The organism is Vibrio sp. CCB-PB317 (assembly GCF_022808245.1).
Lineage (GTDB): Bacteria > Pseudomonadota > Gammaproteobacteria > Enterobacterales > Vibrionaceae > Vibrio > Vibrio diabolicus.
On the sequence record NZ_JALGNU010000002.1, the window covers coordinates 465378 to 478616 of the forward strand.

Annotated in this window: 10 protein-coding genes; 6 read left to right on the forward strand and 4 right to left on the reverse strand. The window is 46.3% G+C overall.

The window, feature by feature from the left end:
* Positions 1 to 96 precede the first annotated feature (96 nt).
* Entirely contained in the window at positions 97 to 945 is an 849-nt protein-coding gene (locus tag MTR11_RS11225; RefSeq protein ID WP_005392418.1) for a mechanosensitive ion channel family protein, read from the forward strand.
* A 96-nt stretch (positions 946 to 1041) separates the two neighbouring features.
* Here the strand turns inward: MTR11_RS11225 and fhuB are convergent, their stop codons facing one another.
* The 4 genes from fhuB to MTR11_RS11245 are packed head-to-tail and all read right to left on the reverse strand — an operon-like array spanning position 1042 to position 6869.
* Positions 1042 to 3009 (reverse strand): Fe(3+)-hydroxamate ABC transporter permease FhuB, encoded by a 1968-nt coding sequence (fhuB, locus tag MTR11_RS11230; protein WP_243327534.1) that lies wholly within the window; start codon positions 3007 to 3009, stop codon positions 1042 to 1044.
* Positions 3006 to 3935 (reverse strand): iron-siderophore ABC transporter substrate-binding protein, encoded by a 930-nt coding sequence (locus tag MTR11_RS11235; RefSeq protein ID WP_243327536.1) that lies wholly within the window; start codon positions 3933 to 3935, stop codon positions 3006 to 3008. Before MTR11_RS11235 ends, fhuB begins: the two co-directional genes overlap by 4 nt.
* Complete coding sequence (locus MTR11_RS11240; protein WP_048625354.1) at positions 3926 to 4711, reverse strand: ABC transporter ATP-binding protein; 786 nt, start codon at positions 4709 to 4711, stop codon at positions 3926 to 3928. Before MTR11_RS11240 ends, MTR11_RS11235 begins: the two co-directional genes overlap by 10 nt.
* A 52-nt stretch (positions 4712 to 4763) precedes the next feature.
* Positions 4764 to 6869: a TonB-dependent siderophore receptor gene (locus MTR11_RS11245; protein WP_243327537.1), complete on the reverse strand. Its 2106-nt coding sequence runs from the start codon at positions 6867 to 6869 to the stop codon at positions 4764 to 4766.
* Between the two features lie 145 nt (positions 6870 to 7014).
* Between MTR11_RS11245 and MTR11_RS11250 the strand changes: the two genes are divergently transcribed.
* The 5 genes from MTR11_RS11250 to MTR11_RS11270 all read left to right on the forward strand — a co-directional run bounded on the left by MTR11_RS11250 (position 7015) and on the right by MTR11_RS11270 (position 13005).
* Positions 7015 to 8868 (forward strand): ABC transporter ATP-binding protein, encoded by a 1854-nt coding sequence (locus MTR11_RS11250; RefSeq protein ID WP_243327539.1) that lies wholly within the window; start codon positions 7015 to 7017, stop codon positions 8866 to 8868.
* Positions 8869 to 9104: 236 nt separating this feature from the next.
* Complete coding sequence (locus MTR11_RS11255; RefSeq protein WP_193447391.1) at positions 9105 to 10139, forward strand: ATP-binding protein; 1035 nt, start codon at positions 9105 to 9107, stop codon at positions 10137 to 10139.
* On the forward strand, positions 10136 to 10834 hold the full coding sequence (locus MTR11_RS11260; RefSeq protein WP_243327540.1) for a response regulator transcription factor: 699 nt from the start codon (positions 10136 to 10138) through the stop codon (positions 10832 to 10834). The genes MTR11_RS11255 and MTR11_RS11260 overlap by 4 nt, the downstream gene beginning before the upstream one ends.
* A gap of 151 nt (positions 10835 to 10985) precedes the next feature.
* A complete protein-coding gene (locus tag MTR11_RS11265; RefSeq protein WP_005375180.1) occupies positions 10986 to 11639 on the forward strand; it encodes a potassium channel family protein in 654 nt (217 codons plus the stop codon).
* Between the two features lies 1 nt (position 11640).
* A complete protein-coding gene (locus tag MTR11_RS11270; protein WP_243327541.1) occupies positions 11641 to 13005 on the forward strand; it encodes a TrkH family potassium uptake protein in 1365 nt (454 codons plus the stop codon).
* Positions 13006 to 13239: the final 234 nt, after the last annotated feature.

Below are 13239 nucleotides of genomic sequence, written 5' to 3' on the forward strand. Positions count from 1 at the left end.
TCTCAAAAGTACTTGAGTGAACACGGACAACTGACAAAATAATTTGTTATGGTTACCCGTTACTAGGCCGTATTTTAATTCTAAGGGAGCCGTGGAATGGAGAAAGTGCAGTTAGTCGTCGATTTTCTTCTCACTCATAAACTGATTTTTACCGCACTGATCTTTGTGATTATGTGGTTAATTCGTCGTACCATTTTATCGATGATTCGTGGTGACCATGCCTTTCTTTCTGAAGATCAGCGCAGCTGGATGTCCAGAACTAAGAACGGCACCTTTGCCGTTACATTACTGATTTTATTTATTTTATGGCAATCAGAAATAAACGAGTTTGCTCTAAGTGTCACGGCGATAGCGGTTGCCATTGTTGTGGCATCCAAAGAGATAATTTTGTGTTTTACAGGCTCGATTCAAAGAGCAAGCTCACGTTCTTTTCGTGTCGGTGACTGGATTGAGGTCGGTAAACTGTGCGGCGAAGTGATCGAGCACAATATGATGGCGACGGTGATTCAAGAGATCGACCTGCACCATGGGCAATATCACTACACCGGAAAAACCGCGACCTTACCCAATAGTATGTTTTTTACTTACCCAGTAAAGAACCTCAATTTTATGAAGCGCTACGTCTACCACAATTTCTCTATCGTGGTGAAAGACTTCGTTAATTTGTATCCTCTGTTACCAATCTTGACCGACAAGATTGAAGAGCATTGTAGCTACTTCAGTGATGTTGCGCATCGCTACAACGCGATGATTGAAAAACACGCTGGGGTCGACCTTCCCGGTGCAGAGCCACATATGCATATTTCTAGCAATATCAATGGTGAGCAGATTTTGCATGTTATGATTTTCTGCCCGACCGATAAAGCTAACCACTTGGAGCATTTGATTCGTAAAGACTTTATGGAACTTTATGAGCAGCGCTTTCCTGTGGTGAGTGAAAAATAGAGAAGTGTCGTACGCCAGTTAGAACAAACCCCGCTATCAAACATAGCGGGGTTTGTTCTAACGGTATTTCCAGCTCTAACTATATTCCCTGAATACTTAGCTGAATTTACTTTTCAGCATTAAAAACAGAAAGTAAGTACTGCCTAAAATAGCGACCAATGTGCCAGCTGCGACCTGACTTGGATAAATAGCGATTTGTCCCAGCCAATCTGCCCACAACATTAGGGTTGCACCAATTAAGGCTCCGACACTTAGTTGCTCTTTCACTTTTCTTGCTCCTAACATCATCGCCATATGGGGAGCGACCAAGCCAACAAAAGATATCGGACCAACTGTAGCGGTAGAAAAGGCGCATAATAAAGCAACGATGGTGAGCATTAGCGTATTGGCTACGGTGGGGTTAAGTCCTCGTGCATTTGAGAATTGTCGTCCGATGGAAATTAATGTTAGCCAGCGAGAAATCGCGAATACAGCGGTAAGCAGAACCATTATTGCCAAACATAGCATCAGTGCGGTGTCGGCTGTGACTCGATAAATTGAACCAGTTAGCCACAATAAAATTTTGTAACTGTCACCAGAACCTTGAGCTAGCGAAAATTGAACAAGGGCTTCTAATAGTGCCGTTAGTGCGATGCCGGACAACACGAAGTTAGATGGATTAAAATGGCTTCGTTTACCGATAATCAGCAATAACATCAATACGGACATACTTCCGAAAAAAGCGATACCCCAGTTAAATGCGGAGAGAAGTGACCCAGCGATGACTCCTGTCGTAATAATGGCAAACGTGGCTCCGGAAGACACACCGAGAATATCGGGACTTGCCAGAGGGTTGTAAACAATGCGTTGCAAAATGATTCCGGCAACGGATAGAGCAATACCGACAGAAAGAGCAGTTAACATTCTCGGCCAGCGCAATTGCCATTGGAACTCACCTGGCACAGACCATTGAATTCCGCTCATACCATGGGTAACGAATGAGTAAGCTAGAATCCCAACCAGACTGAATAGCGCAATGCTGCATACCGCGCGTTTAGAAAGCGCCGTTTTTCCTTGGCTCATTGAAAGGTTAAGTTGATCGGTTGCCGTCAGCTTTTTACGAGTAAACCAAATTAAAGCGGGAGCGCCAATAGCTGCAGCCGCTACGCCGCTAGGAATGGTTTCCTCTAACCATAAGCTTAGCGAGATAGCGGCAGAGTCTGTGATGATTAATAGCATTGCGCCCAAAAGCATGCTGCTGATCAATTCGTCGCGCGGTGTTCTTGCCCCCATCGCTCTGGCGATATTGGGGGTCAGTAATCCGATGAAGCTGATAATGCCAACTGCGGTGATTGAGGCAGATACCAGCCAAATACCCATCACCATTAACGTACCAAAAGCAGGTAATACTGCTAACCCACGCGCTGCTGCGCCTTCTTGCCCTAGTTTCATTAGAGTCAGAATGCGTGGTGCGACGATCAAAATGACGATTGCAATAGCAGCGCGTGGCAGCAACCATTCAAACCAATCCCAGCTGTATTGTGAGAGGTCGCCTGCTCCCCACATAAAAATATTTTGCGCAAACTGAGCATTTAAAATAATGATGGCTGTGGCGATAGAACCGAGCAGGATATTAATCACCATCCCCGAAACGACCAGCGGCAAACCTGTCATATTACGCACACCAGCAATTGATACGATCAGGCCAAACGCCACTAAAGCCCCCGCCATTGCGGCTAATGCAGAGTAATCGGCTACCCAATCGACGAACCAAATGTTTACCACGACTAATGCAAGCCAAGCACCAGAAGAGGTGCCAAGAGTTAACGGCGAGGTGAGGTTATTCTGCGTTAATTGCTGCATTAAGCTGCCGGTGAGACCAAGCATGGCACCAACAAGCAGGGTCATACTTAACCTAGGAAGCTGAGCTTGCGTAAAAAATACGTCACGAAATTCGCTCGCTACCTCTGGTTTTGTTAATAATTGCCATTGTTCGAAGAGTGATAAATTAGTGTCAATTTGTAGACTAAAGACGCTAAGTAACGTAATCAGCGCCAGATAACCAATATAATGTTTCGTTCTCATTGCTTTGGTGCCAACTCTATTAGACTGTCGGTAATCGCTTCAGCGGTGTATTGCAAAGACATAGCACCGCCATACGCCCACACTGCTCTGACTGAATTTACCCGCTGCTTCTTTACAAACGGCATCGCTTGCCAAAGTGGCGAATCTTTCAGTTTGCGTTCTTCTGGGAAAGGTTGTACGTAGAGAACGTAGCTGTTTTGAAGGTTTTGAAGTCGATTAATCCGATCTTGCTTTACGCCCCACGCGCGTGGAGCCTCTTTAATTGGAGCGTGTAATCCCAGCTTTCTGGCCACGTAGTCTGTGGTGGAATTTTCGGTTGCAAGAAACACCGTATTCGGCGTTGAAAAACGCATCACCAGAACACTGAGTGGCTCAGAGTAATAGTGGCGAATTCGCTGGCGCATCTGCGCAAATGAAGCATCTAATTCTGCCAGTTTCTGTTCAGCAAGTGCCTCTTTATTGAATAGCTTGCCGAGCGTACGAAAGTGACGAATAGCAGTCTCGGCCGCAGCCTCATTTTCAGAAAAATTAGGTAAATATATAACCGGAGCAATTTGTTTGAGTAACGGAATCAAGTCTTGCTGTGGAGACGCAGCAAGGATGACATCTGGCTTCAAGCTGGCGATTTTTTCTAAGTTGGGCTCTGCTCGGGTTCCAATATCTTCAATTGACTCTGGTGCAGTTGGATTGACGACCCATTGGCGGTAGCCTGGTAAATTTGGGGCTGCGATTGGTTCTACGTTTAGCGCCAAAACTTGTTCTAAGATGTCCCAGTTTAAGGCAACAACGCGTTGTGGCGCTTGCTCAAAACTATGCTCACCATATTCATCGGTAACGGTGATGACTGCATTTGCATTAGTCATAAAAAATACCAACAGAAAAGCAGATTGTGTAACCACAGTAAGTAAACGAGCTATTATGCGCATACAACAGCCACCTTTTGGCTCGCCAATGTGTTGGCTGGAGTTGGATGATCAATGAGCTTAATCGGTGACTCATACAACTCAGAAAGGCGCTCCTCATCTAGCAACATGTCGGCGTTGCCTTCGAACGCAATTTGACCTTTCTTGAGCGCAACAATGTGGGTTGCATAGCGCAGTGCTAAGTTCAAATCGTGCAGGATCACGATAATGCCTACGTTCTCGGTTCTATTTAGCTCTGCAAGTAGCGCCATCAGTTGAAATTGATGGTGAACATCGAGCGCGGAGGTCGGTTCATCTAGGATCAAAATTGGTGATTGTTGAGCCAACAGCATAGACACCCAAGCGCGTTGGCGCTCGCCGCCCGATAAGTCATCCGCCAAAGCTTGAGCAAAAGGTGTAACTCCTGTTCGTTCCATAGCCTGCGTGATGATCTGTTTGTCTTCAGGTTTCCAACGACCAAGTGCGCCACGCCACGGAAAGCGGCCCAAGCGCACTAGCTCTTCTACCGTTAAACCAGCCGAGGAGGGCAGCTTTTGTGGCAAATAGGCGATCTGCTTTGCCAGCTCTTTGGTTTTGAGTGACGAAAGGGAAGTGTCGTTTAGTGTTACCGTGCCTTTATCTGGTGACATTTGACCAGAAAGCAGGTTCACCAGTGTCGATTTGCCTGAACCGTTATGGCCCAAAACGACAGTTAGTTCATTCGTTGGGATGTTAAGTTGGTCGATGCCGAGGATCTGACGTCCACCTCGAACGATCTCAATATTAGACAGTTGAAACATGGATGACTCTTAGGAGAAAACTCCCCTCAAGAGAGGGGAGTAGAAAGTTCAATTACCAGCGGTAGTTTGCGTTTAGCATGACAGAGCGAGACTGGCCGTAGTAACACCAGTAATCGCAACCTGAAACAAACTCTTTATCCAGAATGTTGTTCACGTTTAGCTGTGCTTGCCACTGTGAAGTGATGTCGTAAGTGACTGACGCATCCCAAAGAGTGACTGAAGGAACAGTTAGGTTCGAGCTCTTAGGGTTATCTTTTGACTCACCTACGTAGCGCACACCAGTACCGATATTGAGGCCTGGAATCAGGCTGTAGGCGCTGTAGTCTACCCATGCTGAAGCTTGGTGTTCAGGAATAAGTGCGGCTTGTTTTTTACCTTGGCCAAAGCTCTCATCTGTTTTCGCTTTGGTGTAGGTGTAGCTTGCCATCAGTTTTAGATCGTCGGTTAGCTGTGTTGTGCTTTCAAGCTCAATACCTTGAGAAGTCACTTCACCCGTTTGTGTCGCAATCCATGTTGATGGGTTGGTGACCAACGCGTTCTTTTGCGTGATGTCGAACCATGCAAGGTTGATAAAGCCATCCATAAAGTTTGGCTCATACTTCACACCCACTTCTACTTGCTCGCCTTCCAGCGGTTTGTATAGTTCATTGGTTGCCGCATCAATAGTGCTGATCACTTCAAACGACTGAGAGTAGTTTGCGTAAGGTGACAGGCCATTGTTTGCAAGGTACATCACACCCGCACTTAGAGAGAGCTGACCATCATCACGAGATTCACTTTGATCAACGGTAGCGCCTTTGCCAGCGTTTTCTGTTTTCACCCAGTCGTAGCGAGCACCGATGTTACCAATCCACTGTTCATGCAGTTTCAATTGGTATTGTGAATAGAGACTTGCTTGAGATTTCTCAATCTCACGTTTCACGTTGTTGGCAGGATCAAGAGGGGTGAAGTTGCCGTAAACTGGGTTCCACGGATTGATGGTGCCAAATGCGTAGTTGTCTTGCTCGTCTCCATCGGTTTTGTGGAATTGCAGATCCATACCGACAAGCACCGTGTGCTCTGCGTTGTCTGTCATCCAGTTGCCGACAGCGTTATTGTCGAATGTGATGCTCTGGTTTTTGCCGTCACGGAATACGATGCCTTGCGCTAATTCTTCTTTTGCAGGATCGTTGTTTGAGAATGCGTAAGAGCTGCGCAAGTACAACTCATTGGAGCCGTAGTTGAGGTTTTGAGAGAATGACCACGTGTCATTGATGTCGTGCTCTAGCAAGTAACCTAGAGAGAACTGCGTGCGTTCGTATTTATCGTAGTTTGGCTGACCAAGGTTAGTCGAAGGATCGATTTTGCCAAAGTTAGAACCAATCAAAGTTCCTGCTGCTGGGAAGAATGGGTTGGTTGGCACACCGTCATCACGAAGGTAAGTAGCCAAAATGGTCAGCATTGTACGGTCAGAAATGTCGAACTCGACGCTTGGCGCTAGATAAAAACGCTCGTTGTTAGTGCCGTCCAGTTCGCCATCTTGGCTTGTCATCAGGCCAACCAAACGGTAGCGGATTGTGCCAGCGTCGTTTGCTTCATCAGCAATGTCAAAACCTACAGACTGGTGTTGGTTGTTGCCTACTTCGACTTTTACTTCGCCTTGAGGCGTAAACGTTGGTTTTTTCTGTACAGCATTCACGATACCGCCTGGTGCCGATTCACCAAACAGAATAGCTGATGGGCCTTTAACCACTTCCACACTTTCTAGGCCGTAAGGTTCGACTAACCATGTGTAGTAACCATCGCGGAATAGGCGGTTGCCGTTTAGGTAAGTCGCTGCATCAAAACCGCGAACTTTGAACCAATCGGTGTCGTTGTCGGCACCATAAGGCTGAGCGGTTACGCCAGATGTGTAGCGTAATGCTTCGTCCAATTTTTGCGGTGCACGAACACGAAGTTCATCTTCAGAAATGATAGATACGCTGCGCGGTGTTTCTGCCGCAGGGGTTTCTACTTTAAGTGCTTGCGCGGTGACCGTAATAGTCTCCATTGCAATAATGTCATCTTGTACAACGTCTTCTTGAGCTTGTGCTGTGAATGCAACCACTGCTGCTGTTGGTGCCAAAGCACAGACCAACGCGTTACGGATCGCGATGGTCAGTAAGTTATTCTTTGTCATAAATATATTCCCGACAATTATGATTAACGCTAAGCTTAATTGTAATTATTATCATTTGAACTTTTGTTTCGGTATTTTACTGACTTTTGTATCAAAAGATAGTAAAACGTTCGCAAATTCATTCGCGGTACTTAAAGTCGTTGTTATGTTCAATTGGTTTGAAAAACTGACCCAACCCTTTCCCCAGATGGAAACCGAAAAGCCACCGAAGACACTTTTTGGCTTCTGTCGCTTTTACACTCGTGGCTTTGAAGCCCCTTTATTTGTCATGGCTGTGTTCAGTGCGCTTATTGCCATTACTGAGGTGACGCTGTTGCGTTATATGGGCGAGCTCGTAGATATTCTCTCTAATCAAGATCGCGCAACATTCTGGCAAGACCAGGGTGATCGCATGCTAATGATGCTGTTCTTAGTGGCGGTTGTGATGCCAGTTCTCGGTTTTGTCCACTCAATGGTGATGCACCAAACGTTATTGGGTAACTACCCGATGTCTATCCGTTGGTTGATTCACCGTTACTTGCTAAAACAAGCGGTTGGATTTTTCCAACGTGACTTTGCAGGCCGAGTTGCGACCAAAGTGATGCAAAGTGCGTTAGCGGTACGAGAAACGGTCATGAAGTTGGTGGATGTACTGGTTTATATCAGCGTTTATTTTCTTTCGATGCTTTGGATGATGGGCGAGGCCGATGGTTTGCTGATGTTGCCTATTGTGATTTGGATAGGAATGTACGCGGTTATCCAGTTCTACTTTATCCCTAAAATGAAACAAGTAGCGACAGAGCAAGCGGATGCTCGCTCTGTAATGACTGGACGCATTGTCGATTCTTACACCAACATTTCTACCGTAAAACTATTCGCTCATTCACAGCGAGAGTTGGAATACGCAGAAAGCAGCATGAAGCAATTTTTGGTGACGGTTTACCGCCAAATGCGCATGGTGACTTGTTTGCTGTTTAGTGTTGATGCCATCAACTATTTACTGCTGATGTCTATCAGTGCCATTTCGGTTTATTTATGGCTAGATCACGCTGTAACAATTGGTGCTATTGCGATTGCCATTAGTATTGCGTTGCGCGTACAAGGAATGTCGAAGTGGATCATGTGGGAAGTTAGCGCATTGTTTGAAAACATCGGTACGGTAGTGGACGGTATTAATACGATTTCAAACGACGTTGAAGTGAAAGACATACCAAATGCCAAGCCTCTGCAAATCTCTCAAGGTGAGATCTGCTTTGATCACGTAGGTTTTAACTACAGTGATGAAAAGGCGGTATTTGAGAACTTGAATCTGACCATCAAACCGGGCGAAAAAGTCGGTATTGTCGGTCGTTCTGGGGCAGGAAAATCCACGTTGGTTAACCTGTTGCTGCGTTTTTACGACGTAAATACGGGGAAAATTTGTATTGATGGACAGGATATTTCTCAAGTCGAACAAGAGTCGCTGCGCCAACACATTGGTATGATCACGCAAGACACCTCTTTGCTACATCGCTCAATTAAGGAAAACATTCTTTACGGTGATCCAGATGCTTCAATGGATGCCGTTATCGCAGCTGCTGAAAAAGCACACGCGCATGATTTCATTCAATCTCTAAGAGACGAGCAAGGTAACGTTGGCTATGACGTTGAAGTGGGTGAACGCGGCGTGAAGTTGTCTGGCGGTCAGCGTCAACGTGTGGCGATTGCTCGCGTGCTGCTGAAAAACGCACCAATTTTGATCATGGACGAAGCAACGTCTGCACTTGATTCAGAAGTGGAGTCGGCAATTCAAGAAAACCTTGAAGTTCTGATGGAAGGAAAAACAGTGATTGCAATTGCTCACCGTTTATCAACGATTGCCGCGATGGATCGTTTGATTGTGGTGGATGACGGCAAAATCATTGAGCAAGGCTCACACCACGAGCTGCTGCAATTGGGTGGTGTTTACGCTCAGTTGTGGAAACATCAAACCGGCGGCTTTTTGTCTGAGCAAGGTGATGCTCAATTGCAAGTCATCTAATATGACGCGACACGAAAGAGGAGCAAATGCTCCTCTTTTTTGTGTCTGCCGTTTATACCGAGTGAGTAGGCGTCAATGGGTGACGTTTACTTGTGATTATTCATTAAGTTAGGCCAACTTAATGATGGTTATGTCTATAACTCACTGTCGTTCTTGCATTTTTTACGCTTTTTTTACGCGAACTCCGAATGGGCTTTTGCTAAAGTTTCTGCATCGAATTTTGGTTGATGTACTTTATGTTTGCTCATTGGCGAGATAACACATTTCTCTTTTCTGCCATCGTGATTGTTGGCGCGGTTGTGGCCTCATGGCTGTTGGACCAATTGTTTGGCTCTACAGCTGCGGTCCTGCTGATTTTGCAGTTAGCAGTTGTGGTGGTGGCGTTTCAATGCAACTCGCGATTCGCTTATGCGGCGGCGGTGATCGAAGCGTTGAGCTTCAACTTCTTTTTCACGACGCCTCGTTACTCTTTACAGATGTTTCGTCCGGAAGACATTTTTAATCTAGTCGTGTTTATGGTGGTGGCATTTATCACCAGCACTTTTGCAGATCTTTATCGTCGCCAGCAGGGCGAGTTAAAACAAACCAAGCTGCAAAACAGCATCCTGCTATCGGTGTCCCATGACCTACGCACGCCGCTAGCAACCATTATTGGAACACTGACCACACTCAACGAGTACATGCCCAAGCTCAAAGACTTAGAGCGCAAAGAATTGCTCGACAGTGCGACTTCAGAAAGCCACCGCTTGCATCAATATATCGAGAACCTCTTACAGGCGACTAAGCTCCAGCATGGCACATTAAAAATTACTAAAAAAGATGAGCTGATTGCGGATATTGTGCGGGATGCGGTTTCTCGTTTGCCGAATTACACCGAGAAAGTATCCATGAATATGGATGATTCCGTTGGTTATTTATCAGTAAGTCGTTCGCTTATCGAACAAGCGATCTTCAATGTGTTGGATAATGCCATGCGATTTTCGCCAGAGAATGAATCTGTTGAGGTTTCTCTTTCTAAGCAGGGTTCGTCGTGCGTGATTGATGTTCGGGACATGGGGATTGGCATCAAAGCTGAAGATGCGGAAAAAATATTCAGCCTTTTCTATTCCGGCGCGAACAACAAATCGGCCGATTCAGGCACCGGAATGGGACTCGCGGTTGCCAAAGGCATCATCACCGCACACCAAGGAGAGATTCAATCTATGCCAGTATCAGAAGGGACGCTGATCCGCATTCGACTTCCACTCAATCAAGGAGCAGAGCAGGCGTGAGTTACAAAGTTTTAGTCGTGGACGATGAGCCTCGCATTCATACCTTTATTCGAATTTCGCTGTCTGCTGAAGGGTTTGATTACATTGGCGCGAGTACCATTGCAGAAGCCAAAGCGTGTTTCGAAGCGCATTTGCCGCACGTCATTCTGCTAGATTTAGGCTTGCCCGACGGCGATGGGACGGAGTTTCTCACTACGCTTCGTCAGACCTATAAAACGCCAGTGCTAGTGCTGACAGCTCGCGATCAAGAAGAGGAAAAAATCCGCCTTTTAGAAGCGGGCGCGAATGATTACTTGAGCAAGCCTTTTGGCGTAAAAGAGCTCATCGCGCGCATCAAAGTGCTGGTTCGAGATTTGGTGGATGAGCAAACCGTCGCTGATGAGCTGGTGGCTGGCCGAGTCAAAATCATCAAAAGTACTCACCAATTTTGGTTGGATCAGAGGGAAATTCCACTCACCAAGAAAGAGTTTTCTTTCATTGAACAGTTGATTCTCAAGCCGGGAAAACTCATTGAGCAAACTCATTTGCTAGCGGTGATTTGGGGAAAAAGTCATGTCGAAGATACTCACTACTTACGCGTGTTAGTGAGTCAACTACGCAAAAAACTGAACGATAGTGCTGACGAACAGCGGCTATTAAAAACAGAGCCGGGGCTGGGTTATCGTTTAGTGCTTGAGACGTCCAAGCACCAATAAATTCCAAATTTAATCAACGTTAATGCCAAGGTTTAGTGCTGGTTATCGGCACTCGAACAGGATTCGTGTTGCCTATTTTCCGTGACGGAGAATCAGTCTAGCCCTTAACGCATTAGTATTTTCTATACATAAAACACAGTTAGGTATTGATATGGCTCACTTTACAGTAATTGGTCTAGGGCGATTTGGCGTTGCCGCCAGCTTAGAACTTATTCATCTTGGACACACGGTAACGGGGGTGGATAGCGACCCGAAAATCGTCGAAAAATACGTCGAAGAGTTAACGCAAGCGGTCATATGTGACGCAACAGACGAAGGCGCACTCAGAGAGTTAGCGTTAGCGAACAGTGATGTGGTGTTGGTGGCGATTGGCGAAGACATGCAAGCCAGTTTGTTGTGTACGCTGGCGCTGAAAAATTTAGGCGTGAAATCCATTTGGGTCAAAGCGAGCACCAAAGCACACCACACCATCGTATCTAAGCTGGGTGTACAACGCATTATTCATCCGGAAGAGGAGATGGGCGTAAGAGTCGCGCAGGCACTCAACTATCCGATGGTGAACAACTATTTGGAAATGGGGCATGGTTTGTATGTGGTGGAAATCCACGTTAAATCCAATCTGCACGATACGCCGCTTTCTAAGTTGATCAGCCGAGGCAGTTACAACATTCAGCCGATATTGGTGAAGCGCGAAGAAGCCGTCTATACCAATATCAATGATGAGTTTGTGCTTAATGAGTTTGACACGCTGTTGCTTTGCGGTAGTCGCGCTGAGCTGAAATACGTCGCTCCAAGGTTGGTGTAACATGGTTTTGTGGCATCCCTCTATTATCCCAATCGAGCGAAAACCCAAAGCGGGCAAAAAATTGTTGGGCGCACCGCCGCTGATACTTAGCCTCAGCTTTGCGTGCTTGATCATGCTCGGCACGGTCTTACTCAAACTGCCGATTGCCACCACAGAGCCCATTACTTGGATTCAAAGCCTGTTTACTGCGACATCGGCCATTACGGTGACGGGATTAGTTGTGGTGGACACGGGCACGGCGTTTACGCCTTTTGGGCAAGTGGTTATTGCTTTCCTGATTCAATGTGGTGGCCTAGGTTTGATGACGTTTGCCATCGTGACCTTGCTGGCTCTGGGCGGAAAAATTGGCTTTTTGGAGCGAGCAGTCGCGAGAGAGGCGTTCAACCAGACTGACTCATCGACACTCATTGCCACCGCTAAATCTGTATTGATGTTCGCTCTGCTCGTTGAACTTATTGGTTTCACTATTTTGAGCGTTTATTGGAGTGAAGAGCTGGGCTGGAAAACCAGTTTGTTCCATGGTTTCTTCTACACCATCAGTGCGTTTAACAATGCAGGTTTTGCGTTGAGTGCCGATAGCTTAATGCCTTACGTGGACGACCCGGTCGTTAACTTCATCATTACCAGTTTGTTCATTATTGGTGGTTTAGGCTTCTCGGTTTGGATTGACTTAAAACGCAATCGCCGTTGGCACCGACTCACCGTTTACAGTCGAATGATGATCTTAGGCACGATGATCATTAACGTGGTGGCACTTATCGCGATTTACCTGATTGAATATGACAACCCCAACACGCTTGCCCCGTTGAGCGAAGCAGGGAAATGGTGGGCATCGTGGTTTCAAGCGGTGACGCCCAGAACGGCAGGGTTCAACACTTTAGCTATCGATCAGTTGGAAGATGCCACAACGGCGATCATTCTGGTGTTGATGTTTATCGGCGGTGGATCACTGAGCACGGCAAGTGGTATTAAAGTTGTGACATTTATGGTGTTAGTCTTGGCAACTTACAGCTATTTGCGTCGCGATGAAGCAACCTATGCCTTTCAACGCGAGATTCCCAAAGAGACCATCAGCAAAGCATTGGCGCTGACTCTGATCTCGGTGGGTGTGACTTGGTTTGCCATCTTCACGCTGTTACTGACAGAGAAAGCGTCTATGTTAGACATTATGTTCGAAGCGGTCTCGGCACTGGGTACGGTTGGTTTGTCGCGAGGCTTAACGGGCAGTTTGTCCGAACCGGGTGAGTTAGTGATCATCTTCATGATGTTTATGGGACGATTAGGGCCTCTTACTTTGGCGTACTTCTTAGCCAGTCCAAGAAAGAAAAAAGCGCGTTACGCGAGTACTAAACTGGCAATAGGGTAAATGGGCTAACTCGAAGAAAGTGAGCAAAAGGCTAGGCAAAAGAGGAGTAACTGCTCCTCTTTTTTGTGCTCGTTGTAGCCACGAAACTGTATACGGCAGTCTCTCTCACAACAATTTATGATTCATCTCTATTTTTTATCATTTATAAATTGTCGTTTTTGGGGTGTTGTCCAGAATGGCATTATCCACGTGCAACATAAGATTGCCGGGAATAAAAATAATTACAATACTGCC

What these genes read in the sequence shown, in the direction of transcription:
- MTR11_RS11265 (WP_005375180.1), top strand. Translation starts at nt 10,986, where the DNA reads ATGGCTCACTTTACAGTAATTGGTCTAGGGCGATTTGGCGTTGCCGCC.
- MTR11_RS11255 (WP_193447391.1), top strand. Translation starts at nt 9,105, where the DNA reads ATGTTTGCTCATTGGCGAGATAACACATTTCTCTTTTCTGCCATCGTG.
- MTR11_RS11250 (WP_243327539.1), top strand. Translation starts at nt 7,015, where the DNA reads ATGTTCAATTGGTTTGAAAAACTGACCCAACCCTTTCCCCAGATGGAA.
- MTR11_RS11235 (WP_243327536.1), bottom strand. Translation starts at nt 3,935, where the DNA reads ATGCGCATAATAGCTCGTTTACTTACTGTGGTTACACAATCTGCTTTT.
- MTR11_RS11245 (WP_243327537.1), bottom strand. Translation starts at nt 6,869, where the DNA reads ATGACAAAGAATAACTTACTGACCATCGCGATCCGTAACGCGTTGGTC.
- MTR11_RS11240 (WP_048625354.1), bottom strand. Translation starts at nt 4,711, where the DNA reads ATGTTTCAACTGTCTAATATTGAGATCGTTCGAGGTGGACGTCAGATC.
- MTR11_RS11225 (WP_005392418.1), top strand. Translation starts at nt 97, where the DNA reads ATGGAGAAAGTGCAGTTAGTCGTCGATTTTCTTCTCACTCATAAACTG.
- fhuB (WP_243327534.1), bottom strand. Translation starts at nt 3,009, where the DNA reads ATGAGAACGAAACATTATATTGGTTATCTGGCGCTGATTACGTTACTT.
- MTR11_RS11270 (WP_243327541.1), top strand. Translation starts at nt 11,641, where the DNA reads ATGGTTTTGTGGCATCCCTCTATTATCCCAATCGAGCGAAAACCCAAA.